Annotated in this window: 26 protein-coding genes and 1 pseudogene; 16 read left to right on the top strand and 11 right to left on the bottom strand. The window is 62.8% G+C overall.

Annotated features, from left to right (window positions below; translation table 11 throughout):
- The first annotated feature begins 6 nt into the window (after positions 1 to 6).
- The gene (locus A9K68_RS21670) at positions 7 to 1,191 is read left to right on the top strand and encodes a mandelate racemase/muconate lactonizing enzyme family protein (protein ID WP_065009700.1); all 1,185 of its coding nucleotides are present in this window, start codon (positions 7 to 9) and stop codon (positions 1,189 to 1,191) included.
- A 29-nt stretch (positions 1,192 to 1,220) separates the two neighbouring features.
- Here A9K68_RS21670 and queF read toward each other — a convergent pair whose 3' ends face one another.
- Positions 1,221 to 1,682, bottom strand: a complete 462-nt coding sequence (gene queF, locus A9K68_RS21665; RefSeq protein WP_065009701.1) for a preQ(1) synthase — start codon at positions 1,680 to 1,682, stop codon at positions 1,221 to 1,223.
- A 134-nt stretch (positions 1,683 to 1,816) separates the two neighbouring features.
- Here queF and A9K68_RS21660 point away from each other — a divergent pair, with 134 nt between their 5' ends.
- Positions 1,817 to 3,862 carry an NADH:flavin oxidoreductase gene (locus tag A9K68_RS21660; protein WP_065009702.1) on the top strand — a complete coding sequence of 682 codons (2,046 nt, stop codon included), beginning with the start codon at positions 1,817 to 1,819 and terminating at the stop codon, positions 3,860 to 3,862.
- Between the two features lie 140 nt (positions 3,863 to 4,002).
- On the opposite strand, the gene A9K68_RS21655 is transcribed toward A9K68_RS21660, so the two are convergent.
- Positions 4,003 to 4,410, bottom strand: a complete 408-nt coding sequence (locus A9K68_RS21655) for a hypothetical protein (RefSeq protein ID WP_065009703.1) — start codon at positions 4,408 to 4,410, stop codon at positions 4,003 to 4,005.
- A 117-nt stretch (positions 4,411 to 4,527) separates the two neighbouring features.
- On the opposite strand from A9K68_RS21655, the gene A9K68_RS21650 reads away from it, so the two are divergent.
- Both A9K68_RS21650 and A9K68_RS31845 read left to right on the top strand, forming a co-directional pair.
- Entirely contained in the window at positions 4,528 to 4,953 is a 426-nt protein-coding gene (locus A9K68_RS21650) for a MarR family transcriptional regulator (RefSeq protein ID WP_065009704.1), read from the top strand.
- Positions 4,954 to 4,994: 41 nt separating this feature from the next.
- Positions 4,995 to 5,220: pseudogene (locus tag A9K68_RS31845) on the top strand (VapC toxin family PIN domain ribonuclease); the annotation flags it as partial.
- A 54-nt stretch (positions 5,221 to 5,274) separates the two neighbouring features.
- On the opposite strand, the gene A9K68_RS21645 reads toward A9K68_RS31845, so the two are convergent.
- On the bottom strand, positions 5,275 to 7,344 hold the full coding sequence (locus tag A9K68_RS21645; RefSeq protein WP_065009705.1) for a GGDEF and EAL domain-containing protein: 2,070 nt from the start codon (positions 7,342 to 7,344) through the stop codon (positions 5,275 to 5,277).
- A gap of 291 nt (positions 7,345 to 7,635) precedes the next feature.
- On the opposite strand from A9K68_RS21645, the gene A9K68_RS21640 reads away from it, so the two are divergent.
- Together A9K68_RS21640 and tdh are read left to right on the top strand one after the other, a co-directional pair.
- Positions 7,636 to 8,823 carry a glycine C-acetyltransferase gene (locus A9K68_RS21640; RefSeq protein WP_065009706.1) on the top strand — a complete coding sequence of 396 codons (1,188 nt, stop codon included), beginning with the start codon at positions 7,636 to 7,638 and terminating at the stop codon, positions 8,821 to 8,823.
- Between the two features lie 52 nt (positions 8,824 to 8,875).
- Positions 8,876 to 9,910, top strand: coding sequence for an L-threonine 3-dehydrogenase (gene tdh / locus A9K68_RS21635; protein ID WP_163603058.1), 1,035 nt, complete (start codon positions 8,876 to 8,878; stop codon positions 9,908 to 9,910).
- Positions 9,911 to 9,914: 4 nt separating this feature from the next.
- On the opposite strand, the gene A9K68_RS21630 is transcribed toward tdh, so the two are convergent.
- Entirely contained in the window at positions 9,915 to 10,352 is a 438-nt protein-coding gene (locus tag A9K68_RS21630; protein ID WP_029354053.1) for a MarR family transcriptional regulator, read from the bottom strand.
- Between the two features lie 135 nt (positions 10,353 to 10,487).
- Between A9K68_RS21630 and hmgA the strand changes: the two genes are divergently transcribed.
- The 5 genes from hmgA to A9K68_RS21605 all read left to right on the top strand — a co-directional run bounded on the left by hmgA (position 10,488) and on the right by A9K68_RS21605 (position 14,615).
- Positions 10,488 to 11,801 carry a homogentisate 1,2-dioxygenase gene (gene hmgA, locus A9K68_RS21625; protein WP_065008271.1) on the top strand — a complete coding sequence of 438 codons (1,314 nt, stop codon included), beginning with the start codon at positions 10,488 to 10,490 and terminating at the stop codon, positions 11,799 to 11,801.
- Positions 11,798 to 12,670, top strand: a complete 873-nt coding sequence (locus tag A9K68_RS21620; protein ID WP_065007985.1) for an MBL fold metallo-hydrolase — start codon at positions 11,798 to 11,800, stop codon at positions 12,668 to 12,670. The genes hmgA and A9K68_RS21620 overlap by 4 nt, the downstream gene beginning before the upstream one ends.
- A 92-nt stretch (positions 12,671 to 12,762) precedes the next feature.
- A complete protein-coding gene (locus tag A9K68_RS21615; RefSeq protein WP_065007986.1) occupies positions 12,763 to 13,776 on the top strand; it encodes a fumarylacetoacetate hydrolase family protein in 1,014 nt (337 codons plus the stop codon).
- 52 nt (positions 13,777 to 13,828) lie between these two features.
- Positions 13,829 to 14,074, top strand: coding sequence for a hypothetical protein (locus A9K68_RS21610; protein ID WP_245316539.1), 246 nt, complete (start codon positions 13,829 to 13,831; stop codon positions 14,072 to 14,074).
- 4 nt (positions 14,075 to 14,078) lie between these two features.
- On the top strand, positions 14,079 to 14,615 hold the full coding sequence (locus A9K68_RS21605; RefSeq protein WP_065007988.1) for a DinB family protein: 537 nt from the start codon (positions 14,079 to 14,081) through the stop codon (positions 14,613 to 14,615).
- Positions 14,616 to 14,632: 17 nt separating this feature from the next.
- On the opposite strand, the gene hppD is transcribed toward A9K68_RS21605, so the two are convergent.
- Entirely contained in the window at positions 14,633 to 15,745 is a 1,113-nt protein-coding gene (hppD, locus tag A9K68_RS21600) for a 4-hydroxyphenylpyruvate dioxygenase (protein WP_065008272.1), read from the bottom strand.
- Between the two features lie 142 nt (positions 15,746 to 15,887).
- On the opposite strand from hppD, the gene A9K68_RS21595 reads away from it, so the two are divergent.
- Entirely contained in the window at positions 15,888 to 16,355 is a 468-nt protein-coding gene (locus A9K68_RS21595; protein ID WP_065007989.1) for an Lrp/AsnC family transcriptional regulator, read from the top strand.
- Here the strand turns inward: A9K68_RS21595 and A9K68_RS21590 are convergent.
- From A9K68_RS21590 to aztA, 4 genes are all read right to left on the bottom strand, one after another.
- A complete protein-coding gene (locus A9K68_RS21590) occupies positions 16,352 to 16,690 on the bottom strand; it encodes a TIGR01244 family sulfur transferase (RefSeq protein ID WP_065007990.1) in 339 nt (112 codons plus the stop codon). The two genes, A9K68_RS21595 and A9K68_RS21590, sit on opposite strands and share 4 nt — an antisense overlap.
- Positions 16,691 to 16,843: 153 nt before the next feature.
- Entirely contained in the window at positions 16,844 to 17,782 is a 939-nt protein-coding gene (gene aztC, locus A9K68_RS21585; RefSeq protein ID WP_065007991.1) for a zinc ABC transporter substrate-binding protein AztC, read from the bottom strand.
- Positions 17,783 to 17,804: 22 nt separating this feature from the next.
- The gene (aztB, locus tag A9K68_RS21580; protein WP_065007992.1) at positions 17,805 to 18,680 is read right to left on the bottom strand and encodes a zinc ABC transporter permease AztB; all 876 of its coding nucleotides are present in this window, start codon (positions 18,678 to 18,680) and stop codon (positions 17,805 to 17,807) included.
- Positions 18,680 to 19,486: a zinc ABC transporter ATP-binding protein AztA gene (gene aztA, locus A9K68_RS21575; protein ID WP_065007993.1), complete on the bottom strand. Its 807-nt coding sequence runs from the start codon at positions 19,484 to 19,486 to the stop codon at positions 18,680 to 18,682. Before aztA ends, aztB begins: the two co-directional genes overlap by 1 nt.
- Before the next feature lie 224 nt (positions 19,487 to 19,710).
- On the opposite strand from aztA, the gene A9K68_RS21570 reads away from it, so the two are divergent.
- Positions 19,711 to 20,055, top strand: coding sequence for a RidA family protein (locus A9K68_RS21570; RefSeq protein WP_065007994.1), 345 nt, complete (start codon positions 19,711 to 19,713; stop codon positions 20,053 to 20,055).
- Positions 20,056 to 20,226: 171 nt separating this feature from the next.
- On the opposite strand, the gene hutC is transcribed toward A9K68_RS21570, so the two are convergent.
- A complete protein-coding gene (hutC, locus tag A9K68_RS21565; protein WP_065007995.1) occupies positions 20,227 to 20,973 on the bottom strand; it encodes a histidine utilization repressor in 747 nt (248 codons plus the stop codon).
- Positions 20,970 to 22,322: a formimidoylglutamate deiminase gene (locus A9K68_RS21560; RefSeq protein WP_065007996.1), complete on the bottom strand. Its 1,353-nt coding sequence runs from the start codon at positions 22,320 to 22,322 to the stop codon at positions 20,970 to 20,972. The genes hutC and A9K68_RS21560 overlap by 4 nt, the downstream gene beginning before the upstream one ends.
- Positions 22,323 to 22,422: 100 nt before the next feature.
- Between A9K68_RS21560 and hutI the strand changes: the two genes are divergently transcribed.
- From hutI to hutG, 3 genes are read left to right on the top strand one after another with little or no spacing between them, the layout of a single operon-like run.
- On the top strand, positions 22,423 to 23,658 hold the full coding sequence (gene hutI, locus A9K68_RS21555; protein WP_065008273.1) for an imidazolonepropionase: 1,236 nt from the start codon (positions 22,423 to 22,425) through the stop codon (positions 23,656 to 23,658).
- Entirely contained in the window at positions 23,655 to 25,196 is a 1,542-nt protein-coding gene (gene hutH / locus A9K68_RS21550; RefSeq protein WP_065007997.1) for a histidine ammonia-lyase, read from the top strand. Before hutI ends, hutH begins: the two co-directional genes overlap by 4 nt.
- A complete protein-coding gene (gene hutG, locus A9K68_RS21545; protein WP_156768300.1) occupies positions 25,193 to 26,014 on the top strand; it encodes an N-formylglutamate deformylase in 822 nt (273 codons plus the stop codon). The genes hutH and hutG overlap by 4 nt, the downstream gene beginning before the upstream one ends.
- Position 26,015: the final 1 nt, after the last annotated feature.

Raw genomic sequence — 26,015 nt, 5'->3', positions numbered from 1 at the left:
CAGACGATGAAGATCACCAACATCCGCGTCACCCATGTCAACGTTCCGCTAGACGCCCCATTCTGGTGGACGGCCGGACTTTATGGCGGCGCCTCGAAGTCGATCATCGAGGTCGAGACGGACGAAGGGGTAGTCGGACTAGGCGAGGCGCCGTGGTGGCATTTCGGCGAGGTGATCAAGGCCGAGATCGCGGCGGCGCTGATCGGCGCCGATCCGCTCGACATTGCCGACTGCGAGGCGCGCTGCGTGCCGCCCTGGCAGATTACCGCCAACACCGGCGAGAATGCCGCATCCGTGGCGTTCGGAGCCGTCGAGCTGGCGCTGTGGGACATCAGAGGCAAGGTCTTTGGCATGCCGCTCTACAAAGTCCTCGGCGGCGCGGTGCGCAAGGACATTCCGTTTTCGGAATATTTTTCGTTTCGCACCGCTCAGAATGGAGCGGGCGGCGAAATGACGTCCGAAGCGATCGTCGAGTACTGCCTAAAGATGCGCGAGGAGCATGGCTCGACCATCTTCGAGGGCAAGCTGATCATGGGCGATCCCGAGCTCGAGATCAGGACCGTGCGCATGCTGCGCGAGGCGCTTGGCGATAAGGCGCAGATCAAACTCGATTCCAACATGCAGTGGTCGCTGACCACGGCGCGCTGGGTGCTGCGCGAGATCGAGCCGTTCAACATCCGCAATTATGAGGATCCGGTCGCGACCTTCGAGGAGATGGCAGCGCTGCGCCAGCATTCGCGCATTCCGTTCTCCACGCACATCCCGGATCTCAGACGGGCCGTCGCGCTTGGCGCGCCGGATTACTTCGTCTGCAATTTCGCAGCACTCGGCGGCTTGTCGAAAACCCTGAAGTTCATTGCCGCCTGTGAGGCGATGGGCAAGGGTTTTTGGTGCTATTCCAACGACCTCGGCATCATGACATCAGCCTATCTGCATGTCGTGGCGGCGACGCCATGGATTACCGAAGCATCGCAATCGCTGTTTCGCTGGCAGATCGGCGACGTTGTCAAGGACGGTCCGTTCCGGCAGGCGGGCAACACGGTGCGTGTGCCGGAGGGCAACGGATTGGGCGTTGAGCTTGACCCCGCTGCGATGAAGCGCTGGGCGGGGCACTTCGCCGAGCATGGGCCGATGGGCCATTTCAGCGACCCGAACAACCCTGGCCGCTACCGGCGGCTGCCGCTCAACTGATGCAGCGTATTTTCCGTAGAAACTCAGGCTCAGCCGCGCCCGCGATAGGGTGCGACGCCGGTGTCGGGCAGCCAGGCGCCTTCAGGCGGCGCGCCAGTCTGCCAGAACACATCGATCGGAATGCCGCCGCGCGGATACCAGTAGCCGCCAATGCGCAACCACAGCGGTTTGGTCGCGGCGATGATGCGGCGGCCGATCATGACGGTGCACTCTTCATGAAAGGCGCCGTGGTTGCGAAACGAGGTCATGAACAGCTTGAGCGACTTCGATTCCACCAGCAGCGTATCGGGTGCATAGTCGATAACGATATGGGCGAAGTCCGGCTGGCCGGTGACCGGGCAAAGCGACGTGAATTCCGGGCAGGTGAAGCGGACGATGGCCGGGGGCCCGTCGCCGCGCGAAAACGGCACGGTCTCCAGGACTGCCGCCTCAGGGCTCTGTGGCGTCTCGACGTTGGTGCCGAGCTGGGTAAGGTTTTTCGTATCGGTCATGGGCGGGTTCCCTACTGCATGTCGCCCAAAGCCTGCCCAGGGGCCAGACCCGAGGGTGCGCAGCGGTTTTGGACAACGAGCGTAAAAACAAAAATTTGCCGCTCTTTAGCACAATTTGAAACAGTAGGAAGACGATGACCACCAACGATCCGCTTCTCCGGCCTTATCAGCTCAAACATCTGACGCTGAAGAACCGGGTCATGTCGACCAGCCATGAGCCGGCCTATTCCGAGGACGGCATGCCGAAAGAGCGCTACCGGCTCTACCACGCCGAAAAGGCCAAAGGCGGCATGGCGCTGACCATGACCGCCGGTTCGGCGATCGTCTCGCGCGACAGCCCGGCCGCCTTCGGCAACCTGCATGTCTATGACGACCGCATCGTGCCGTGGCTCACCGAACTCGCCGATGCCTGCCACGAGCATGACTGCAAGGTGATGATCCAGATCACCCATCTCGGCCGCCGCACCGGCTGGAACAAGGCCGACTGGCTTCCGGTGCTGTCCGCCTCGCCGGTGCGCGAGCCGGCGCACCGCGCCTTCCCAAAGACCATCGAGGACTGGGATATAGAGCGCATCGTCGCCGACTACGCCGCCGCCGCCCAGCGCTGCCAGGCCGCTGGCCTCGACGGCATCGAGTTCGAGGCCTATGGCCACCTGATGGACGGCTTCTGGTCGCCCGCCACCAACCAGCGCGACGACGATTTCGGCGGCTCGCTAGACAACCGCTTGCGCTTCACCGGCATGGTGCTCGACGCGGTGCGGGCAGCGGTCGGCGACAAATTCGTCGTCGGCATTCGCATGGTCGCCGACGAGGATTTTGAGAAGGGCCTGTCGAAGCAGGAAGGCGTCGAGATCGCTAGGCGGCTGGCCGGCTCCGGCAAGGTCGATTTCCTCAACATCATCCGCGGCTCGATCGAAACCGATGCCGCGCTGACCAGGGTCATCCCGGTGACCGGCATGCGCTCGTCGCCGCATCTCGACTTCGCCGGTGAGGTGAGGGCGGCGACGAAATTCCCGACCTTCCATGCGGCGCGGATTGCCGATGTCGCCACCGCGCGTCACGCCATTGCCACCGGCAAGCTCGACATGGTCGGCATGACCCGCGCCCACATCGCCGATCCGCACATCGTTCGGAAAGTGATGGAGGGCCGCGAGCACGAGATCCGCCCTTGCGTCGGCGCCACTTACTGCCTCGACCGCATCTATGAAGGCGGCGAGGCGCTGTGCATCCACAACGCGGCAACCGGCCGGGAGGCTGATATCCCGCACATCATCCCCAGGACCGAGGGACCGAAGCGAAACGTGGTCGTTGTCGGCGCTGGGGCCGGCGGTCTGGAGGCGGCGCGTGTCGCGGCCGAACGCGGTCACCAGGTGACGGTGCTGGAAGCATCGAGCCAGGCCGGCGGCCAGGTGCGGCTGGCGACACAGAACCCGCGCCGCAAGGAGCTGATCGGCATTATCGACTGGCGGTTGGCCGAACTCGGCCGGCTCGGCGTCGAGATCCGCTACGACACCTGGGCGGGGAAGGACGATGTTCTGGCGCTGTCGCCGGACGTGGTGGTGGTCGCCACCGGCGGCCTGCCGCAGAACCCGCCCCTGATAGCGGGCGACAACCTCGTCACTTCGAGCTGGGATATCATGGCCGGTAGCGTCAAACCGGCCGAAAACGTGCTGCTCTACGACGACAATGGCGGCCATCAGGGCATGGGTGCGGCCGAATTGATCGCCAATAGCGGTGCAAAGCTTGAGCTGGTTTCGCCCGAACGCTTCTTCGCCCCGGAAATGGGCGGTATGAACCACGTGCCGTATATGCGCGCCTTCCAGCAAAAGGCCGTCACCATAACCATCAACACGCGGCTGCGTTCGGTGCGGCGCGAGGGCAATCAACTGGTTGCGGAGCTCGGCTCAGACTTCGCCGACGGCTGGCGCGGCGAGCGGCGGGTCGATCAGGTGGTGGTCGAGCACGGCACGCTGCCGCTCGATGACCTCTATCTCGCACTGAAACCGCTGTCGAAGAATGGCGGCGCGGTCGACTACGAGCGGCTGGTCAATGGCGGCGACATTTTTCCGGCGCGCAATCAGCAAGGCGGTTTCGTGCTCTTCCGCATCGGCGATGCGGTCGCCTCGCGCAACATCCACGCCGCAATCTACGACGGCATCAGGTTTGGATTGCGGATCTGACGATCGTCACCGCTCGATGGTGGCGCGCAGCCGAACCTCCGTACGGAGAGCCACCAGGCAAGTCGGACCGATCTGCGCGCCGCACCGCCGCCGGCTTGCGGCCGGAAATCGTACGATCTTGTCAATTGCGGCGGCCCCGCTCAGAACAACCTGGCGGTAGCCATACAAAGTACGGTGATGACCAGCAGCCCACCAGCGATGCGTTCGCCCCTTGTCATTTTCGCGCGCAGCTGGGTTTCCGTCGCCGCGTCAGCGCCGGCGAGCTGCCTGCTGGCAGAGCCGACCAGCGCGCCCTGGACGCCGGTGGCAATCAAGGCTGTGGCGATACCCAGGGCCAGAACCATTTCCATCGAACCGAAATAGCCGCTGTGGAAGAAATACCAGAGCAGAGCGCCGGTCAGAAAAACCATGCCGGCCCCACCCATTTGCGGCCGGAAAAACCGTTCGATCCGAATTTCCGGATCGCGGGCGACCGCGATGGTCGTTCCAGCCCAGAACACACCGGCCAATACATGAAGGCCGAGGACGATGATGTAGACATACTGCATGACCGCATTCCTCCTTTCCCCACCGCTGTCATAGGATTAGATATCGAATGATTAGATGTCAATGTAAATTCAAGAGCCCCGGTTCCATCGGCATTTCCCTTGCTCTAGTGTCGGATCATGACGCCTTTTGACCGCCCGCCAGTCGGGATGAATCTCGCCCGCACCGCAAAGCTTGTCGCACAGGCCTTCGACGCCGCCTTGGTCGAGGCTGGCGGCACGCTGCCGGTCTGGGTCACTCTGTTGTCGATCAAGTCGCGCGAGATGGCCAACCAACGCGAGCTCGCCGGCATGATCGGAATCCAAGGCGCGACGCTGACCCACCATCTGAACGCGATGGAGACGCAAGGCCTGCTGACCCGGCGCCGCGATCCGGAAAACCGCCGCGTCCACAAGGTTGATCTGACCGAAGCGGGAGAGGCGCTGTTCCTGAAATTGCGCACGGCAGCCCTCGCCTTCGACAGGCGGCTGCGGACCGGGTTGTCCGACGAGAGGCTGGCGGAGTTCGCGGAGGTCCTGGCGGCGCTGCGGGCGAATGTCGATTGATCCCAAACTGCCGAACGCATTGTTTTCAATGGCCCAAGGAAAAGAGGGTTCTTCCCTTCGATTTGCGTGCCGCACATGCCGCCGGCCATGCTTGATCGGGCAAGGGCGCATCGGCCAGGGTTCGAAGACATAGCGATCGCCGCGACGGCCGAGGTCCACGGTTTGACGATTCTGACGGACAGCGAGCGTCATTTTGCACCGCTCGGGGTGCCGATGCTCAATCCGCTGAAGACTTTGCCACCATTGCGACAGTCGGCGGCACCTTAGCCGGACTCACCCGTCAGGCCGCCATTTCCGAAACGGCATGTCAAGGTTGGCGCCTTACGCCCGGCTTCCCCGCAGCAGCGTTAGCCTGGCTTTCTTCGGCGTCCGTGCCACCAGCCATTCGCGCACCCGCTCCGGCGGCATCGGGAAAGCGATGGAATAGCCTTGCACCTGGTCGCAGCCGATCGCCATCAGCGAGTCGAGCTCGGCTTCGGTTTCGGCGCCCTCGGCGACGATCGAGATGCCGAGACCGCGGGCGAGTTCGGTGATGGCTCGCACGATCTTGGTGTTGTCGCCGTTCTCATTGATGTTCTGGACGAAGCGGCGATCGATCTTCAGCCGGTCGATCTCGTTCGGGTTGACGTGGCTGAGCGAGGCGTAGCCGGTGCCGAAATCGTCGAGTTCGAGATGAACACCGGCGGCGCGGATGTGCCGTAGCTTTGCCGCGATGCCGGTCTTCTCGTCGTCGAGAATGACGGATTCGACGATTTCCAGCGAAAGTTTTTGTGGCGGCAGGCCAGTTTTTTCCAGCACGCCGAAGAGGAAGGCGTCGAAATCGGGCTCGCGCAATTCGCTGCCGGATACGTTGACCGCGAGCCGTCCGAAGGCGACGCCGGCGCGGTTCCACTCGGCCGCCTCGCTGATTGCCTTGACGATGACAATGCGGCCGATCGCAGGCATGAGTCCGCATTTCTCGGCGACGGGAATGAACTCGCCCGGTGTGATCATGCCGCGCTCGGCATGTTCCCAGCGAACCAGCGCCTCGATGCCGCCGATCGTACCGTTCGACAACGAAACCTGTGGCTGGAAATAGACCTGGAATGCCTTCTCCGCGATTGCGATCCTAATGTCATGCTCGAGCTGCTTGCGGTAATCGAGTTCATGCCGCAATTCCTCGGAGAAGAATGAGAGACTGCCACTCTGCTTCTTGGCGGAGTGGAGCGCGAGGTCGGCATGGACGAGCAGATCTTGCGCATTGTCGGCGTCGACCGGATAGACGGCGACGCCGGCGCTGGCGCCTGGACGGATGGTCGTGCCCTGAAAGACGATCGGTTCGTTGATCTGCGTCAGCACGCGCCTGGCGACCATGTTGATGTCCTCGGTGCCGCCGGCACCATTGAGGATCATTACGAACTCGTCGCTGCCGAGACGCACGCAGAGATCCAATGCCCGGCAGGAATCGCGCATGCGCTGCTCCGTCACCACCAGCACATAGTCGCCGGCGGCGTGGCCAAGCGTGTCGTTGATCTGCTTGAACCGGTCGAGATCGAGGTGGACCGCCGCAAGCCGCTCTCGCCGACGCTGTGCACCCTTGATCAGCGTATCGAAATGGTCGGTCAGGAAGGTGCGGTTGTGCAGGCCGGTAAGGCCGTCATGCACGGCGATGAAAGCCATGGAACTGCGGGCATCGATCAGTTCGTGTGTCTTGCGCAGGATGGCGTTCGACATCGGCCTGAAGATGAAAAGTGCCACCAGCACGATGACGCCGATGGTGGTGTAGAACAGCGTTCGATGGAGATCGAGAAGTGTTTCCGATCGCGCATCGGCATGGGCGCTGATGCGCTGGCCGAGTGCCGCATAGCCCGACAGGGTCGCATTGGCGATGGAAGCGTCGAGGTTGACGCGTTCGCCGCCGCCCTTGTAGCCGCCATTATCGGCCATACCGAGTCGTGATTCGAACGCCGAAACCAGGCGTTGGCCGTTGGCGATAAGCCCGACCGAGAAGTAGTCGAGATGAAACGGCTTGGCGAAAAGCACGCTCTCGACTGATTTCGGATCGAACCTTGCCGGTGACGCCGGGTCGGCGACGACCCGCTCGAGCAGCAGGTCGTAGTTCCTCTCGAACTCCGCAGTGGCCTGTTTGAATGCGGTGACCAGAGCCGGTTGCTGGTTGCGCGAAGCAGCACCTGCAGCGTTGGCAAGGAAGACAATGCGTTGCGACAGCGTCTTTTGCATGCCGACAATATCGAGCAGCGTATCGTCGTGCCGCTGGTCAGCCATCATCTGCTGGAGAAGGATGAAGGACGCCATCACCATGGCTGCAATGATCAGCAGCGCCAGCCAATAGCCGGCCTTGATCAACAGTATAAGCCTGCCCGAAATGGTTTGCGCCGGGTGCTGCGACATTTTCTGAGGCGGTCCCTCTCGCCGACAGATTGTTAGGTGTGAGAACCATTGGCTTGAAAGTGTTAACAGCTCTGGAAGTCGACAGAGCTGCGACAGCGGCAGCGGTGGAAAGCTCGCGAAATGGTTATCGCGTTCTTTCGAGCCGCAGCTGCATTTGAGCATCCGCCAGTTGGCGGCATTCTGGGGCCACATTCTGGTCACTGAACGTCGCATCACCGAAGCGGTCGCTTTTGCGGTGGATTTTTCGCCCGCGCGGGGCGACAGTCCATTCCATCTCAACAGGGCCTGATCATGAGTGCGGCATTCCTCTCCCATATCGATAGCGAGCTTCAAGGGTTGAAATCGGCCGGCCTCTACAAATCCGAGCGGGTGATCACCTCGACGCAGTCGGCCGAGATCGACGTAGGCGGCGAAAAGGTGCTGAATTTCTGCGCCAACAATTATCTGGGCCTCGCAGACAGCGCCGAATTGCGCGACGCGGCCAAGCAGGCACTCGACCGCTATGGTTATGGCATGGCGTCGGTGCGCTTCATCTGCGGCACGCAGGAAGAGCACAAGCAACTCGAGGCGACGATTTCTGGCTTCCTCGGCATGGAGGATACGATCCTCTACGGCTCGTGCTTCGATGCCAATGGCGGCCTGTTCGAGACGCTGCTCGGCGAGGAGGATGCGGTCATCTCCGACGCGCTGAACCACGCTTCGATCATCGACGGCGTGCGGCTGTCGAAGGCGAAGCGCTTCCGCTATGCCAACAACGACATGGCCGATCTGGAGGCGCGGCTGAAGGAGGCAAGGGATTGCCGTTTTCGGCTGATCGCCACCGATGGTGTATTTTCCATGGACGGCATCATCGCCAATCTGAAGGGCGTCTGCGATCTCGCCGAGAAGTACGATGCAATGGTAATGGTGGATGACAGCCATGCAGTCGGCTTCGTTGGCAGGAACGGCCGCGGCTCGGCCGAGCATTGCGGCGTTGAGGGCAGGGTGGATATCATCACCGGCACGCTCGGCAAGGCGCTGGGCGGCGCGTCGGGCGGCTACACATCGGGCAAGAGCCAGGCGGTGGACTGGCTACGGCAGCGCTCGCGTCCCTATCTGTTTTCCAACACGCTGATGCCGGCGATCGCCGGCGCCTCGATCAGGGTTTTCGAACTGATCGGCAATGGCGATGCGCTGCGTCAGCGCCTCTATGCCAATGCGGCGCGCTTCCGGTCTGAAATGGGTAAGCTCGGCTTTACGCTTGCCGGCGCCGATCATCCGATCATCCCGGTCATGCTGGGCGATGCGACGCTGGCGCAGGAGATGGCGGCGCGCATGCTGAAGCGCGGCATCTATGTCATCGGCTTCTCGTTTCCGGTGGTGCCGAAGGGCCAGGCGCGCATCCGCACGCAAATGTCGGCCGCCCATTCCAGCGCCGACATCGACCGGGCGGTAGAGGCGTTCGGCGCGGTCGGGCGCGAACTCGGTGTGATTTCCTGAACGGCCGGAAGCGAAAAGCGATTCCGGATCAAGAGATTCAAGGGATAAAAGAATGTCGAACATGATGAAGGCGCTGGTCAAGACCAAGGCCGAGCCGGGCATCTGGATGGAAGAGGTGCCGGTGCCGGAAATCGGCCCGAACGACGTTCTGATCAAGATCAGGAAGACGGCGATCTGCGGTACCGACGTCCACATCTACAATTGGGACCAGTGGGCGCAAAAGACCGTGCCGGTGCCGATGGTGACCGGTCACGAATTCGTCGGCACGGTCGCCGATTTCGGCGCGGCGGTGACCGAATACAAGGTCGGCCAGCGCGTTTCGGGCGAAGGCCACATCGTCTGCGGCCACTGCCGCAACTGCCGGGCGGGCAGGGGGCACCTGTGCCGCAACACGCTCGGCGTCGGCGTCAACCGGCCGGGCGCCTTCGGTGAATATCTGGCGATCCCGCAGCACAACGTCGTGCCGATCCCCGACGACGTGCCCGACGAGATCGCCGCAATCTTCGATCCCCTGGGCAATGCGGTTCACACCGCACTGTCCTTTGATTTGGTCGGCGAGGACGTCCTGGTCACCGGCGCCGGCCCCATCGGCATCATGGGCGCGCTGGTGGCGCAGTGCGTCGGCGCCCGAAAAGTGGTCATCACCGACATCAATCCGGTGCGGCTCGAACTCGCCCGCAAGATGGGTATCCATCATGTCGTCGACGCATCGAAGGAGAAGTTGCGTGATGTGATGCGCGAGGAAGGCATGACGGAGGGGTTCGACGTCGGCCTCGAAATGTCCGGCTCGGCGCATGCCTTCCGCGACATGATCGACACGATGAACAATGGCGGCAAGATCGCCATTCTGGGCATCGCGCCGACCGGCTTCGAGATCGACTGGAACAAGGTCATCTTCAAGATGCTACATTTGAAGGGCATCTACGGCCGCGAGATGTTCGAGACCTGGTATAAGATGATCGCACTGGTGCAAGGCCCGCTCGACGTCTCCGGCCTGATCACCCACCGCATTGGCATCGACGACTACCAGACGGGGTTCGACGCGATGCGCAGCGGCAATTCGGGCAAGGTGGTGATGGACTGGTGAGCGCCTAGTCCTTGCCCAGAGCCTCCTTGAGCGCACCCAATCCATTTGTGATCGCGGTGCGCTCGCCAGCGCTGAGCTTTGCCAGCAATTCCTGCTCGAACGCCTTTGCTAGCGGCACCATCTCGCGATAGGCGGCAAGGCCCGCTCCAGTCAGCATCAGGTGCTCGATTCGGCGGTCATTTTCATCCGGTTTTCGCGTGAGCCAGCGGCGCCGTTCGAGCTCGGCGACGGCGCGCGAAACCTTAGTCTTGTGCATCGCCGACTGTTCGCCGAGCGCCGTCGCGGTCATGCTGCCGTGCTGTCCTAGACCGGCCAGCGTGCGCCATTCGGGCCGCGTCAGGCCGTGGCGATCCTTGTAAATCCTTGAGAATTCGCGGCTGACGGCATCGGCGAGCCGGTAGAGCCGGTAGGGCAGGAAGCTTTCGAGTTCGAGGACGTCCAAGATTTTGTATCCCGGCAGGCACCGCGGTTGATAGTTACATTTTCGATGGTTACAAATGAAACCAATTACGTCAATGCCAGCGTGCCGCAACCGTTGGAGGCGAGGAGCGCTCTGTCAGTTTCCAGGGAGGATGCCATGGCCTATTCCTACATGCCGGGGTTCGGCAACGACTTCGAAACCGAAACCTTGCCTGGCTCGCTGCCGCAGGGGCGGAATTCGCCGCAGCGGCCGGCCTACGGTCTCTATGCCGAGCAGCTTTCCGGCTCGCCCTTCACCGCGCCGCGCGGCACCAACGAGCGCTCCTGGCTCTATCGCATCAGGCCGAGCGTCAGGCACACCGGCCGCTTCAAACCAGCGAACTATCCGCTGTGGAAGAGCGCGCCGAATGTCGGCGATCACGAACTGGCGCTCGGCCAATATCGCTGGAGCCCGGTGCCGATGCCGAAGGAGCCGACCGACTTCATTGCCGGCATCCGCAGCATCACCACCGCTGGCGACGTGCTCGGCCAGACCGGCATGGCGGCTCATGTCTATGTCGCCAACAGTTCGATGGTCGACGACCACTTCTTCAACGCCGACGGCGAGCTGCTGGTCGTGCCGCAGGTCGGCAGCCTGCGCTTCGTTACCGAAATGGGCGTCATCGAATTGCGACCGGGCGAGATCGCCGTGCTGCCGCGCGGCCTCATGTTCAAGGTCGAACTGGTCGATGAAACAGTGCGCGGCTATGTCTGCGAGAATTACGGCGCCAAGCTGACGCTGCCGGATCGTGGCCCGATCGGCGCCAATTGCCTGGCCAATCCGCGCGATTTCAAGACGCCTTGCGCCTGGTTCGAGGACAAGGAGACGCCGTGCCGGCTGACCGTGAAATGGTGCGGCCAATTCCAAGTCACCGAGATCGGCCATTCGCCGCTCGACGTGGTGGCGTGGCACGGCAATTACGCGCCCTATAAATATGATCTTGAGACCTTTTCGCCGGTCGGCGCGATCCTGTTCGACCATCCCGATCCGTCGATCTTCACGGTGCTGACCGCGCCGAGCGGCGAGGAGGGCACCGCCAACATCGACTTCGTCATCTTCCCGCCGCGCTGGCTGGTGGCCGAAAACACGTTCCGCCCGCCCTGGTACCACCGCAACATCATGAGCGAGTTCATGGGCCTGATCCACGGCCAGTACGACGCCAAGGAGGAGGGCTTCGTTCCAGGCGGCATCAGCCTGCACAATCTGATGCTGGCCCACGGGCCTGACGCGTCTGGCTTCGAAAAGGCCTCGCGCGCTGAGCTGAAACCGGTCAAGCTGGACAACACCATGGCCTTCATGTTCGAGACGCGATTCCCGCAGATGCTGACCCGCTACGCCGCCGAGCTCGAAACCCGGCAGGACAATTACATCGACTGCTGGGCCGATCTGAAGAAGCGTTTCAACGGCACGCCGGAGGGCGACTGGTCTTGAGCGCTGATCCAACGCGGGATCGGCTGGTGCTGCTGGGCTCGAAGGGCGGCCCGGCGCTCCGGCCGGGCGGGCCGTGGCCGAGCTCGTCGCTGTTGGAGATCGGCGGGCGCAACATCGTCGTCGATTGCGGGCTTGGCGTGACGCGCGGGCTCTCCGACTCCGGCATCAGCCTGAAGGCGCTAGACCTGATCTTCATCACGCACCTGCATTCCGACCATGTGCTGGAACTCGGTCCGTTGCTCCACACGGCCTGGACGGCGGGTCTGGCGACACCGGTCACCGTGTTCGGCCCGCCCGGCACCGGCCATTGCTGGCAGCGTTTTTGCCAGGCGATGGAATTCGACATCGAGATCCGCATTGTCGACGAAGGCCGGCCTGATATCGAAGATATGGTTTCGATTGTCGAGTTCGGCGAAGGCCGGGTGATCGAGGAGCGCGGCCTGAAGGTTTCGGCGCTGCGCGTCGACCATCCGCCGGTGACCGACTGCTTCGCGGTGCGCTTCGAGCATGCCGGACAAAGCGTGGTGTTCTCCGCGGATACGGCATTCTTTCCGCCATTGGCCGATTTTGCCAAAGGCGCCGACATCCTCGTCCACGAAGCCATGCTGGAGGAAGGCATCGAGCGGCTCGTCGCGAAAACCGGCAACGGCGCGCGGCTGAGGGAGCATCTGCTCGCCAGCCACAGTCTTGCCGGGGAGGCGGGGCAAATCGCGACCGATGCCGGGGTAGGCAGACTGGTCCTCAACCACCTCATTCCCGCCGACGATTCCGAGATCGGCGAGGCTGACTGGATCGCCGCCGTCAGGAAAACATGGGCCGGAGACTTGACGATCGCCCGCGACGGCCTTGTTGTGGAACTCAAGCATTGATCCCGAAAAGTGGGAACCGGTTTTCGGAAAAAGATCATGCTTAAAACAAGAATCTAAAGCGGCACCAAAGCCGCACCTGGAGAGGAAACCGCATGAAGCTTGCCACATTGAAGGACGGGACGCGCGACGGAAAGTTGGTCGTCGTCTCGCGCGACCTGACGCGCTTTACCGATGCCACGTTCCTGGTGAGGACGCTGCAGGCCGCGCTCGACGACTGGAGCCGCATTGCCACGCATCTGGCGACAATAGCGGAATCGCTGGAGAACAATGCGGTGCCGTCAGCGCGTTTTCACGAGCATGACGCCCATTCGCCGTTGCCGCGCGCCTACCAATGGGCGGATGGTTCGGCCTATGTGAACCATGTCGAGCTGGTTCGGAAGGCGCGCGGCGCCGAGATGCCGGCAAGCTTCTGGACCGATCCGCTGATCTATCAGGGCGGTTCGGACGCCTTCATCGCGCCGCGTGACCCGATCCGGGCGGCCGACGAGGCCTTTGGCGTCGATATGGAAGGGGAGGTCGCCGTCATTGTCGATGATGTCCCGATGGGAGCAAGCCTGGATGAGACGCGGGCCGCGATCCGGCTGGTCATGCTGGTCAATGACGTCACGCTGCGCTCCCTTACTGCGCCAGAGCTTGCCAAGGGCTTCGGCTTCTTCCAATCAAAGCCGTCCTCGGCGTTTTCGCCGGTCGCGGTAACGCCGGACGAACTCGGCGATGCCTGGGATGGCGGCAAGGTCAGCCTGCCGCTGCTGGTCGATCTCAACGGCAAGCCGTTCGGCCGGGCAAACGCCGGCATCGACATGACCTTCGATTTTCCGGCGCTGATTGTGCACGCCGCGAAAACCCGGCCACTGGCCGCCGGCACGATCATCGGTTCGGGCACGGTCTCGAACAAGCTCGACGGTGGCCCGGGCAAGCCTGTCTCGGCGGGCGGCGCCGGCTATTCCTGCATTGCCGAGTTGCGTATGATCGAGACCATCGAGGCCGGCGAACCGAAAACGCCATTCCTGCGCTTCGGCGACACGGTGCGCATCGAAATGAAGGACAGGACCGGACATTCGGTTTTTGGTGCGATTGAGCAGAAGGTCGAGAAATACGAGGTGTAAGAGTATGACAGGCGAGACATTCTATCTTCTGTCCGGTGTCTGGGCCCTTGTCATGCTGGCGATCTTCATTCAGGCCATCCGGCTGAGCTATCGCATCGAGGCGCGCTCTCCCGACCTGACGAATCGCAGCGGCTTTCCGCGCAACGCAATGATGTTCCACACCGTGACCAACATGAACGTCGCGCGGGACGAGGAAACGCAAGCCATCCGGCGGCGCATGAATCGGCTTCTGCTGATCGTTCTCGCCGGATTTGCGCTTCTGTGGGCGGGCGTGTCTTTGGTCCAGTCAGCGGAGTGAAGTCATGGACTTGCTGTACCATTTCCGCCGCATGGCGCGCAACAACCTCTGGTCGAACGACCGGCTCTATCGCGCCGTGTTGCAGCTTAAGCCCGGTGAATTCGAAGCCGAGCGAACCAGCTTCTTCCCGTCAATCAAGGAAACGCTCAATCACATCCTGGCGGTCGATCATCTCTATCTCGACTTTCTCGAAGAGGGCGGCGTAGGCGCCGCGGCCCATGACGATTTCGTGCCGTTCGATGAACCACAAGCGCTGCTTGCCGCCCAAGTTGCGGCCGACCGGCGGATGATCGCCTTTTGCGATCATTTGTCGGCGGATGATCTCGACCGCAGTGTCGTCACCGACCGGCGCGAGGACGGAAAAATACCGGAGCGGATCGGCGATCTGCTCGCCCACCTCTTCATCCACGACATCCACCATCGCGGCCAGGTGCACGCCATGCTGTCCGGCACGTCGGTGAAGCCGCCGCAGCTCGACGAGTTCTTCCTGGACTATGATCTGAAGCTCAGGAAAGAAGAGGTCGAGCGGCTGGGACTGTAAGCCACTCGACCGGCCGCTTACTCCGCTGCCTGCACCTTCAGCACGCCGCGCTTGATCTGGTCCTGCTCGATCGATTCGAACAGCGCGCGGAAATTGCCCTCGCCAAAGCCTTCGTCGCCCTTCCTCTGGATGAATTCGAAGAAGATCGGGCCGATCACGGTTTTTGAAAAGATCTGCAGCAGGATCTTGGTCGTGCCGCCGTCAACCACGCCTTCGCCGTCAATCAGGATGCCGTGCTTTTTCATCCGCTCGATCGGCTCGTCATGGCCGTGCACGCGGGCATGGGACATCTCATAATAGGTTTCCGGCGGGCCCGGCATGAACTTCAGCCCGTTAGCTGCCAGTCTGTCGGTGGCGCCGTAGATCTCGTCCGTGCCCACGGCGATGTGCTGGATGCCTTCGCCATTATATTTCTTCAAATATTCGGCGATCTGGCTGGTGTCGTCCTTGGACTCGTTAAGAGGGATGCGGATCTTGCCGCAGGGCGAGGTGATGGCGCGGCTGACCAGGCCGGTGATCTTGCCGTCGATGTCGAAGAAGTGGATTTGCTTGAAGCCGAACAGGTCGCGATAGAAATCCCACCATTTGTCCATGTTGCCGCGATAGACATTGTGGGTGAGGTGGTCGAGATAATAGAAGCCGACGCCTTCCGGCTTCGGGTCGCGCGCGCCCAGCCAGTCGAACTCGGCATCATAGGCCGAGCCTTTCTTGCCGTAGACGTCGATGAAATAGAGCAGCGAACCGCCGATCCCGACGATCGCCGGCACATCGAGCGCCTTGTCATTGCCTTCATAGGGTGCGGCTCCCTTGGCGACGGCATGGTCGAACGCATGCTTGGCGTCAACCACCCGCCAGGCCATCGAGGCAGCGCACGGCCCATGCTTGTCAACGAACTTCATCGCATGCGAGCCGGATTCGGCATTGATGACATAGCTGATGTCGCCCTGCCGCCAGACGGTGATGTCCTTGGTGCGGTGCTTGGCCACCGGCATATAACCCATGCGGGTAAAAAGCTCGGCGAGCTTTTCCGGTTCGGGATGCGCAAACTCGACGAATTCAAAGCCGTCGGTTCCGGCGGGATTGGCCTTGCTGATCTTTGCGGGCGGTGCGTCGTGCGGGAAGGGGCCCATGGCATTGTCCTCCAAAAAGCTGGCGTGGCCGGAAAAGGCCACTTCAGTCCAATTATAGAGCGGAGCGGGTGCATGGTGCTTGCATTCAAACGCTTGAAATGATGAGGTGATGCGCGGACTGTGCATACATAGGATGTAATTCATGGATAATGCGCGCATCGACCAGTTTGACCGCAAGATAATGGCTCTGTTGCAGGGCGACGCACGGCTGACCAACAACGATTTGTCGGAACGGGTTAACCTGTCGGCGTCGCAATGTTCGCGCCGCCGCCAGAGGCTGGAGGAGGACGGCTACATCAGGGGCTATCGCGCGGTGCTCGACCGCGACAAGCTCGGCTTCTCGCTGGTCAACGTTATCTCGGTGACGCTCGCCACCCACAACCGCGACAATGCGCAACGCTTCGGCGAATTGGTAGCGCGGCTGCCGGAAGTGCAGGAGGCACACGCGCTGACCGGCGAGATGGACTACATCCTGAAGGTGGTGACGCCGGACCTGAAGTCACTGTCGGAATTCGTCAACGGCGTGCTTCTGCCGCACGAATCAGTGCAGCACGTGAAGACGGCGATCGTGCTCGAAACGCTGAAGGAAACCGGCGCGCTGCCGATTTAGCCCTTCAACTGCTGGATCAGCCCGTAAAGATTGGTGCAGCGGGCGCCGGAACGGCAATAGGCGAACACCGGGCCTTCGAGTTCGTCGAGCGCCTCGGCCTGGTCCTCGACGTTTTCGGCCGTGATCTGGCCGCTGATCACCGGGATGTAGCGGAAGGCAAGCCCGGCTCCCTCCACCGCTGCCTTGACGGTGTCGGCCGATGGCTGGCCGGGTTGCTCGTCGTCGGGCCGGTTGCAGATCACGCTCTTGAAGCCGGCGTCCTTGATGGCGGCCACGTCCTCGGGCTGGATCTGGCCGGAGACCGAATAGTCCTCGCTGATCTGACGGTATTCCATGGCTCTGTCCTCGCAACCTGAATTTAGCGGCAGTCTTGCCACTCCCTGGCATGGGCGGCAATCCGCATCGGGGGAATTCTCTGCCAAATAGATATTGCAGGCCGGAAAATCCAACCGAGGCGATAATGCCCCGATCGCATAGACACGCTCGAGTCAGCTTCCAAGGATCGCGCCTTTGATCTGGGCGATGTTGTTGTGCATCAGGTCGATATAGGTCGAGGCCGGGCCGTCGGGCTGCGACAGCGCATCCGAATAGAGCGTGCCGCCCACCTTGATGCCGGTCTCGCTGGCGATCTGCTCGATCAGCCGCGCGTTGGTGATGTTCTCGATGAAGACAGCCGCCGCCTTGTCCTGCTTCACTTGGCTGACCAGCTTGGCGACGTCGGCAGCGGACGGCTCCGACTCGGTCGATACCCCCTCGGGGGCCAGGAAGGTGAGGCCATAGGCCTTCTCGAAATAGCCGAAGGCGTCATGCGAGGTGATGACCACGCGTTTCTCTTCCGGGATCGACTGGATTGCCGCCTTCACTTGGCCTTCGGCCGCATCGAGCTTCGCGGTGTATGCTGCGGCATTGGCGTTGTAGCTGTCGCAACCCGCGGCGTCGGCGGTGCAGAAGGCGTCGGCGATGTTCTTCACATAGATTTTGGCATTAGCAATCGACTGGAAGGCATGCGGATCGGTGGCCGTTTCGCCATCGGTATGGGCGCCTTCAGCGGCATCGGCATCGGCGAATTCGGGTTTGAAGTTGATCGGCGTGACGCCCTTGGTCAGAACGGCGATCGTCGCCTTGGTGGCGCTGGCGTCGACCAGGCGCTGCAGAAAGCCTTCGAAATGCAGGCCGTTTACCAGCACCACATCCGCACTCGCCATCGCCACCGCGTCAGCCGGGCTCGGCTCGTAGACATGGGCATCGCCATCCGGCCCGACGATGGTGGTCAGATTGATGCGGTCGCCGCCGACATTTTTTGCGAAATCGGCAATGATCGTGAAGCTGGCGACCACTTTCAACGGCTCCGCGAGGGCCGATGACGCACCAAAGGCAGTTAACGTTATAACACTCATTGCCAAGGCGGCGCGGATCGAATTCAGCATGGACAGCTATCCTCTGTTGGGATCAGGCGGTTCTGTGGCGGTGATGGATAATGCGGGCGCGCAGGATACCGCGCGTGCCGAACAGGATCGAGGCAAAATAGACGACGCCCGCAGACAGGATGATGGCCGGGCCGGAAGGCAGCGACACGTGATAGGACAGAAGCAGCCCCGCGACGCAGGAGGCAAAGCCGATCAGCACCGCCAGCAGGCACATCGGCTCGACGCGCATGGTCCAGAAGCGGGCGGCGGCCGCAGGCAGCATCATCAGCCCCACGGAAAGCAGCGTGCCGAGCGCCTGAAAGCCGCCGACCAGGTTGAGCACGACGAGGCCGAGGAAGATGAAATGCACCGGACTGCCTAACCGGCTGACCGACCGCAGGAACAGCGGGTCGAGACATTCGGCGACCAGCGCCCGCCAGAAGATGGCGAGGCTGACCAGCGTAACCAGCACGATGCCGCCGATCAGCGTCAGCGCTTCATTGTTGAGCGCCAGCACGGTGCCGAACAGCACATGCATGAGATCGACACTGGAGCCGCGGATCGACACCATCAGCACACCGATGGCCAGCGAAATCAGGTAGAAGGCCGCCATCGAGGCATCCTCTCGCTGGATGGTAAAGCGCGAGACGGCGCCGGCGCCGAGCGCGACGATGATGCCGGCAATCAACCCGCCGATGGTCATCGGCAGGATCTCCAGCCCATAGAACAGGAACCCGGCGGCGGCACCTGGCAGGATGGCGTGGGCCATGGCGTCGCCGGAAAGGCTCATGCGGCGCAGCATCAGGAACACGCCGACCGGGCAGGCGCCGAGCGACAGCATCAGCGACCCGGCAAGCGCCCGCTGCATAAAGGCGAAATCGGCAAACGGAGCGATGAAAAGACCGTAGAGCGTGTCCATCATGCCGCCCTCGGCCCGGAGCCGTGATGATGGTTGTGCCCATGATCGTGAGGGTGATCGCCGTGCTCGTGGTTGTCGGGCTCGCACCAGGGCGCGTTCTCCTCCCAGGCTTCATGGAAGCGGCGCGCGCGCAACAGGTTTTCCGGCCGCAGCGTTGCCTTGGTTTCGCCCCAGGCGATCGGCTGGCGCGCCAGCAGCAGCGTCTCGGGGAAATTCTGGCGCACCAGTTCCAGGTCGTGGACAACGACCATGATGGTGCGCTCCTCACCATGCCAGCGCTTGATCAGCGTGATCAGGTCGCCGACGGTCTTGGTGTCGACGGCGTTGAACGGCTCGTCGAGCAGGATGAGATCGGCGTCCTGCAGCAGCACGCGGGCAAACAGCGTGCGCTGCAGCTGGCCGCCCGACAATGTGTCGATCGGGCGCTTTTCAAAGCCGCCGAGGCCGACGGCCATCAGCGCCTGGCTGACCGAATCGCGATCTTCCCTGGTATGGCGGCCGAGCAGCCCGCGCCGTGGCCACAGGCCCAGGGAGACCAGATCGACGACCCTGGCCGGAAAGGAGCGGTCGAGCTCCGACTGTTGCGGCAGATAAGCGGCGCGCACGCCGGGCGCGCGGACAACCGTGCCGGCCATCGGCTTCAATACACCGACGATGCCCTTCATCAAGGTCGACTTGCCCGAGCCATTGGCGCCGACGACGGCGGTCAACGATCCCCGGCGGATCGTGCCGTCGAGATGATGGATTGCCGGATGGCTGTTGTAGCCCAGTGTCAGGTCGCGGAAGGTCAGGCAGGTTTTGGTCATGTGACGATCCGTGGGACACGACTAATACGGCAGCGGCGGTTGATATGTGATGTTATTACATTAGTCAACAAGTCAATCCGGCGGAATTGCGGCGACCGGAGCAATTTGGCGTGTGCCTATTTTCGCCCCACGCCTGCTGGCTCAAGAGGATTCGCTCATGCAACCTTGCCCCCGGTGGACCGCGACTCTAAAGAGGCGCGACCCACAAAGGAAGGAAACGTCCCATGAGCATTCGTCGCATCGATGTTGGCCCGCGCATGAGCCAGATCGTCATCCACGGCAATACCGTCTATTTGGCCGGTCAGGTCGGCGAGCCGGGCGGAAACGTCGGCGCCCAGACAAGGGACATACTGGGGGCCATCGACGAATTGCTGGCCCAGGCCGGCACCGACAAGACCAAGATCCTGCAGGCGATCATCTGGCTGGCCGACATGAGCACGTTCGCCGAGATGAACGCGGAGTGGGACAAGTGGGTGCCGCAGGGCCATACCCCGGCGCGCGCCACCGGCGAGGCCAAGCTTGCCGGACCGGAATATCTGGTCGAGATCATTGTCACGGCCGCGATCTGAGGCAGAGCGCTTTACCTCCCTCTTGAGGGGAGGTCGGCGAACGGTCGAAGCGAAGCGGAAACTGCGAGACGGGGTGGGGTCGGCGAGGTTGCACCGAGCCCAGCCCGCGTCACAAAATGCCGCCCTGCGGCATTTCTTCCGCGACCCTCCCCTCAAGGGGGAGGGTAAGAGTTACCCCTGCGAAGGCGTGAACCTTGCCACCAACGTGTGGCTCTCGGCCGCATAGGTGAAACGGACATGAGTGACGGGGTGCTCGGCGCTCCATGTCCGCCGCTCGACCACCAGGCACGGTGCGCCGGCCTCGATGTCGAGTGCAGCCGCAATGTGCCTGTCGGCGGCGACGGCGCGGATGCGGTGCTCGGCGGCGCTCCATGGCACGCGGGCGATCAGCCACGGCCCGGGCGCGATGGCATGAAATTCCTCGTCGGCGGCCTCGGCCACGGCGGCCAGGTTGATCAGCCGCTGTTCGTGGGCGAACGGCCGCTTGCCGGCCAAATGCCGGCATTCCAGCGCCAGCACAGGTCCGGCAGAAGCGAGTTCCAGCAAGGCGCGATCCTCCGCGCTGCTGCGCCTTTTATGTCGCGCCACACGCTCGTAGCGATAGGGCAGGCCGAGCGCTTCGACCTCGATCCTGATGTCGTGGATTTCCAGTACCGCGGCTTGCGAATGCGGCCGCCGGACAAAGCTGCCGGAGCGGCGGCGGCGCTCGATCAGCCCGGCCTTGGCAAGCTGCGACAGCGCCTTGTTCACCGTCATGCGCGAACAGTTGTACTCGGCCGTCAGTTCGTGCTCGAACGGAATGCGGTGGCCGGGCGCCCAGGCGCCGGACAGAATCCGCTCGCTGATGTCGGACAGGATGCGCTGATGCAGCGAGAGAGACTCGCCGACGTCCACATCGATTGTTCCGATCATGCTCATGCCGAAAGCGCCGTCATCACCTTGCGAAAACGCTCGGCAATGGCATCGCGCCTTGCATGCGTGCCGCTTCTGACCAGTTTCTTGCCATGCACCCAGACGCAATCGACCTTGGTGCCGTTGACGAAGATCCAGGCGTCGAGCACCGCATCGCCCGTCTTGCCGGCCAGCGAGGGATGATTGGCATCGAGCGAGACGAAATCGGCCGGGGCACCGGCGGCGATCCGCGAGAGGCCTGCGCCAAGCGCGGCGCTGCCGCCGTCGAGCGCTGCATCGAACAGTGCGCGGCCGGTCGAACCGCCGGCGACCGCCAGCACGTTGCGGGCACGGTGGGCGAGGCGCTGCGAATATTCGAGCTGCCGCAATTCGTCCGGCAGGCCGATCAGCACGTTGGAATCGGAGCCGACGCCGAAGCGGCCGCCATGTTGTTTAAACAAAGGTGCTGCAAAGGTGCCGTCGCCGAGATTGGCCTCGGTGATCGGGCAGAGGCCGGCGATGGCCCCGCTTTTCGCCATGGCCGCGGTCTCGGTCTCGGTCATGTGGGTGGCGTGGATCAGGCACCAGCGCTTATCGACATTGGCATTGGCGAGCAGCCATTCGACTGGCCGCGCCCCGGACCAGGCAAGGCAGTCCTCAACCTCCTTCACTTGCTCGGCGATATGGATGTGGATCGGTCCGCCGGGTACCATTGCCGCGATGTTTTCCAACTCCTCCGCTGTCACGGCGCGCAGACTGTGCGGGGCGATGCCGACGACCGCGTGATTCAAGGTGCGAACGGATTCGCGGCATTTCTCAACAAGCCGCGAGAACCTCTTCACATCGTTGATGAATCGCCGCTGGCCTTCGCTCGGCGCTGCGCCGCCGAAAGAGGCATGCGCATAGAAGACCGGCAGCAGCGTCAGCCCAATGCCGGTGTCGGCAGCCGCGGCAGTGATGCGCTCAGCCATCTCGGCGACGTTGGCATAGGGCTGGCCGTCACGGTCGTGGTGGAGATAGTGAAACTCGCCGACCCGGGAGAACCCGGCCTCAAGGATTTCGACATAGAGCTGGGCGGCGACCGCCTCGACCTGGTCCGGCGTCATCGACAGCGCGAAGCGGTACATCACCTCGCGCCAGCTCCAGAAACTGTCGGCAGAAGGGCCGCGCAACTCGGCGAGGCCGGCCATGCCGCGCTGAAAGGCGTGGCTGTGCAGGTTCGGCATGCCTGGCAGCAGAATGGCATGGCGTTCGTCGCCGGGCCGGGGGGTGGTGTTAGGTTCGACCGTGGCGATGCGGCCTTCACTGGCGACGATCCGGGCATTGGAATGCCAGCCGTCGGGCAGAAGCACCTGTTCCGCAAAGATCGCCGTCACGTTTTTCTCTCCGATTCCCTGTGTCCCGTGCAATGATACCACTTGCAGGGCATCTCAATATGTATATACATAATCGCCGCAGATTGAAACGGAAAAGATGATGGCAGGAGAGAGCAAAGGTCGGGCAGGGGAGGTTCGCCTCTGGCGCAATGCGCGTCTGGCAACCATGGCTGACAGCGCCGCCGCACTGGGTATCGTCGAAGACGGCGCGATCGCCGCGCGCGATGGCCTGATCGTCTACGCCGGCCCGGAAGCCGACATGCCGGCAGCGCTGGGCCAAGCAGCCGAGATTATAGATTGCGAAGGGCGTTGGATAAGTCCGGGCCTGATCGACTGCCACACTCATCTGGTCCATGCAGGCAACCGCGCTAACGAATTCGAGATGCGGCTGGCCGGCGCGACTTATGAGGAGGTGACTCGAGCGGGCGGCGGCATCGTCTCGTCGGTCAAGGCGCTGCGGGCTGCCAGCGAGCACGAACTGGTTGCGCAGTCGGTGCCGCGCCTCAACGCGTTGATCGCGGAAGGCCTCACCACCATCGAGATCAAGTCGGGCTACGGGCTCGATTTTGAAAACGAGAGGAAATCGCTGCGCGCCGCGCGGCTCCTGGGCGAAAATCATCCGGTAACAGTAAGGACGAGCTTCCTCGGCGCCCATGCCCTGCCGCCTGAAGCGAAAGGCGACAAGGACGCTTTTATCGATCTGGTCGCAAAGGAGATTTTGCCGGCCGTCGCTGCTGAGGGCCTGGCCGACGCGGTCGACGGTTTTTGCGAAGGCATCGCTTTTTCGCCCGAGCAGATTTCTCGCGTGTTCGACGCGGCGAAAGCGCTAAATCTGCCGGTAAAACTCCACGCTGACCAATTGTCCAATCTGCACGGCGCAGAACTTGCGGCGCGTTATGGCGCCCTGTCGGCCGACCATCTCGAATACACTGACGAGGCGGGTGCGGCGGCGATGGCGAGGGCAGGAACCGTGGCGACGATCCTGCCCGGCGCCTACTATTTCATCCGTGAGACCAAGAAGCCGCCGATCGGTCTGTTTCGCCAGCACGGCGTCAAAATGGCGGTCGCCACGGACTGCAATCCCGGCACATCGCCGCTGACCTCGCTGCTGCTGACCATGAACATGGCGGCGACTTTGTTCGGTCTGACTGTTGACGAATGCCTTGCCGGTGTCACCCGCGAGGCCGCCCGCGCGCTGGGACTGCTCGGACAGACCGGTACGCTGGAGGCTGGAAAATCAGCCGACCTGGCGATCTGGGATATCGACCGCCCGGCCGAGCTCGTCTACTGCATGGGCTTCAACCCGCTGCATGCCCGGATCTGGAGAGGACGATGAGCGAACTCAAACTCAAGCCGGGCAACACAACGCTGGCCGACTGGCGCGAAATCTATCGTGGCGCGGTGCCGAAGCTGGACGCTGCCTGCTGGCCGAAGATTAGGGCGAGCGCCGAGGCGGTTGCGCGGATCGTCGCCAAGGGTGAGCCGGTCTATGGCATCAACACCGGTTTCGGCAAATTGGCCAGCGTCCGCATTCCCCCCGCCGACCTCGAGACGCTCCAGCGCAACATCGTGCTGTCGCATGCCGCCGGCGTCGGCGAACCGATGCCGGTCGCTGTTTGCCGGCTCATGATAGCACTGAAGCTTGCCAACCTAGCGCACGGCGCCTCCGGCGTTCGGCCGCAGACCATTGAGTTGCTCGAAGCAATGCTGGCCAATGACGTCATTCCGGTGGTGCCGGCGCAAGGCTCGGTCGGCGCATCCGGCGACCTTGCGCCGCTGTCGCACATGACGGCGGTGATGATCGGCGTCGGCGAGTGCTTTACCCCGCATGGCCGGTTTCCGGCCAAGGTCGCTTTTGTCTCACACGGGCTGGAGCCGGTCACGCTTGGCGCCAAGGAGGGGTTGGCGCTGCTCAACGGAACGCAGTTCTCGACCGCCTATGCATTGGCCGCCCTGTTCGACGCTGAAGTGCTTTATCAGTCGGCGCTGGTGGCCGGCGCGCTTTCGACCGATGCCGCCAAGGGCTCCGACGCCCCCTTCGATCCGCGCATCCATCTGCTCAGGAAGCATCCCGGCCAGATCGAGACGGCAGAGGCGCTGCGGAATCTGATGGCCGGCAGCGCCATTCGCGAATCGCATCGCCTCGGCGACGAGCGGGTGCAGGATCCGTACTGCCTCCGCTGCCAGCCGCAGGTGATGGGCGCGGCGCTCAGCGTGCTGCGCCAGGCCGCCGACACGCTGGGCACCGAGGCCAACGGCGTTACCGACAATCCGCTGATCTTCGCCGAGGACGACACTGCGCTTTCCGGCGGCAATTTCCACGCCGAGCCTGTGGCCTTCGCTGCTGACATGATCGCGCTCGCCGTCTGCGAGATCGGTTCGCTGTCGGAGCGACGCATTGCCATGCTGGTCGACCCGGCGCTGTCGGGCATGCCGGCTTTCCTGACACCGAAGCCCGGCTTGAATTCCGGCTTTATGATCCCGCAGGTGACGGCGGCAGCACTCGTCTCGGAAAACAAGCAGAAGGCTTATCCGGCCAGCGTTGATTCGATCCCGACCTCGGCTAATCAGGAAGACCACGTCTCGATGGCAGCGCATGGCGCGCGCCGGTTGATCGGCATGGTCGAGAATGCGACGGCCGTCATCGGCATCGAATTGCTGGCCGCTGCGCAAGGCTGCGATTTCCATGCGCCGCTGGCATCGAGCGCGCCGCTCGAAGCGGTGCGCAGGCTGGTCAGGGCCGAGGTGCCGCATCTCGACAATGACCGGCATTTCCATCCCGACATGGAAAAAGCCATCGCTATGGTGCGCAGCGGCGCGGCGGTGAGGGCGGCGAGCGCGGTGGCGCTGCCGGCGATTTCTGGAGCCGCATGATGAACGAGCGCGATTGGCTTACCGTCCATGAGGGAACCAAGCCGCTGCTTGTCAGCTTGCCACATACCGGCACCGATCTGGCTGGTTTGGAAGATCGGTTCGTTTCGCCGTGGCTTGCACGTCGCGACACGGACTGGTGGATCGAACAACTCTATGACTTTGCGGCCGATCTTGGCGCCAGCGTTGTTCGGACGTCGATCTCGCGCAGCGTCATCGACGTCAATCGCGATCCGTCAGGTGTTTCTCTGTATCCCGGCCAAACCACTACCGGTCTTTGCCCAACGGAGACGTTTGACGGCGATCCGCTCTATCGCCCCGGCTTGGAACCAGACGCTGAAGAGACAGAGCATCGGAGCCGTCGCTTTTTTTATCCGTATCACAGCGCAATTGCTGGAGAAGTTGCGCGGATAAAGGGCGCTCATGGCAGGGCCGTGGTCTATGACTGCCACTCGATCCGCTCGGTGCTGCCGCGGCTGTTCGAGGGGACGCTGCCGGTGTTCAATCTCGGCACCAATGACGGCAAGAGCGCCGATCCGGCCTTGCAGGCGATGGTCGAAGAGATCCTCGCCGGAACCGGCGAGACATACGTTGTAAATGGCCGCTTCAAGGGTGGCTGGATCACGCGCCATTTCGGCCAGCCGCAGAACAACGTCCACGCGCTGCAGATGGAACTGTCCAACCGCGGCTATATGCGCGAGCCCGAGGGCAAGGGGACGCCCGCCAATTGGCCGGTGCCTTATGACCCCGCATTCGCCGCGCCGATCCGCGCCACGCTGAAGCGGATCCTGGAAAGCGCGATTGCCTGGGCCGGGCGCTGAC

Source organism: Mesorhizobium sp. AA22, from assembly GCF_001672375.2.
In the GTDB taxonomy this organism is placed as follows: domain Bacteria; phylum Pseudomonadota; class Alphaproteobacteria; order Rhizobiales; family Rhizobiaceae; genus Mesorhizobium; species Mesorhizobium wenxiniae.
This window is presented reverse-complemented; position numbering and strand designations above follow the sequence as displayed.

Excerpts from the sequence above, each read along its gene's own strand:
- A9K68_RS21670 (WP_065009700.1), top strand. The coding sequence starts at position 7 with ATGAAGATCACCAACATCCGCGTCACCCATGTCAACGTTCCGCTAGAC.
- queF (WP_065009701.1), bottom strand. The coding sequence starts at position 1,682 with ATGACCGATACGAAAAACCTTACCCAGCTCGGCACCAACGTCGAGACG.
- A9K68_RS21660 (WP_065009702.1), top strand. The coding sequence starts at position 1,817 with ATGACCACCAACGATCCGCTTCTCCGGCCTTATCAGCTCAAACATCTG.
- A9K68_RS21655 (WP_065009703.1), bottom strand. The coding sequence starts at position 4,410 with ATGCAGTATGTCTACATCATCGTCCTCGGCCTTCATGTATTGGCCGGT.
- A9K68_RS21650 (WP_065009704.1), top strand. The coding sequence starts at position 4,528 with ATGACGCCTTTTGACCGCCCGCCAGTCGGGATGAATCTCGCCCGCACC.
- A9K68_RS21645 (WP_065009705.1), bottom strand. The coding sequence starts at position 7,344 with ATGTCGCAGCACCCGGCGCAAACCATTTCGGGCAGGCTTATACTGTTG.
- A9K68_RS21640 (WP_065009706.1), top strand. The coding sequence starts at position 7,636 with ATGAGTGCGGCATTCCTCTCCCATATCGATAGCGAGCTTCAAGGGTTG.
- tdh (WP_163603058.1), top strand. The coding sequence starts at position 8,876 with ATGTCGAACATGATGAAGGCGCTGGTCAAGACCAAGGCCGAGCCGGGC.
- hmgA (WP_065008271.1), top strand. The coding sequence starts at position 10,488 with ATGGCCTATTCCTACATGCCGGGGTTCGGCAACGACTTCGAAACCGAA.
- A9K68_RS21615 (WP_065007986.1), top strand. The coding sequence starts at position 12,763 with ATGAAGCTTGCCACATTGAAGGACGGGACGCGCGACGGAAAGTTGGTC.
- A9K68_RS21610 (WP_245316539.1), top strand. The coding sequence starts at position 13,829 with ATGCTGGCGATCTTCATTCAGGCCATCCGGCTGAGCTATCGCATCGAG.
- A9K68_RS21605 (WP_065007988.1), top strand. The coding sequence starts at position 14,079 with ATGGACTTGCTGTACCATTTCCGCCGCATGGCGCGCAACAACCTCTGG.
- hppD (WP_065008272.1), bottom strand. The coding sequence starts at position 15,745 with ATGGGCCCCTTCCCGCACGACGCACCGCCCGCAAAGATCAGCAAGGCC.
- A9K68_RS21595 (WP_065007989.1), top strand. The coding sequence starts at position 15,888 with ATGGATAATGCGCGCATCGACCAGTTTGACCGCAAGATAATGGCTCTG.
- A9K68_RS21590 (WP_065007990.1), bottom strand. The coding sequence starts at position 16,690 with ATGGAATACCGTCAGATCAGCGAGGACTATTCGGTCTCCGGCCAGATC.
- aztC (WP_065007991.1), bottom strand. The coding sequence starts at position 17,782 with ATGCTGAATTCGATCCGCGCCGCCTTGGCAATGAGTGTTATAACGTTA.
- aztB (WP_065007992.1), bottom strand. The coding sequence starts at position 18,680 with ATGGACACGCTCTACGGTCTTTTCATCGCTCCGTTTGCCGATTTCGCC.
- aztA (WP_065007993.1), bottom strand. The coding sequence starts at position 19,486 with ATGACCAAAACCTGCCTGACCTTCCGCGACCTGACACTGGGCTACAAC.
- A9K68_RS21570 (WP_065007994.1), top strand. The coding sequence starts at position 19,711 with ATGAGCATTCGTCGCATCGATGTTGGCCCGCGCATGAGCCAGATCGTC.
- hutC (WP_065007995.1), bottom strand. The coding sequence starts at position 20,973 with ATGAGCATGATCGGAACAATCGATGTGGACGTCGGCGAGTCTCTCTCG.
- hutI (WP_065008273.1), top strand. The coding sequence starts at position 22,423 with ATGGCAGGAGAGAGCAAAGGTCGGGCAGGGGAGGTTCGCCTCTGGCGC.
- hutH (WP_065007997.1), top strand. The coding sequence starts at position 23,655 with ATGAGCGAACTCAAACTCAAGCCGGGCAACACAACGCTGGCCGACTGG.
- hutG (WP_156768300.1), top strand. The coding sequence starts at position 25,193 with ATGATGAACGAGCGCGATTGGCTTACCGTCCATGAGGGAACCAAGCCG.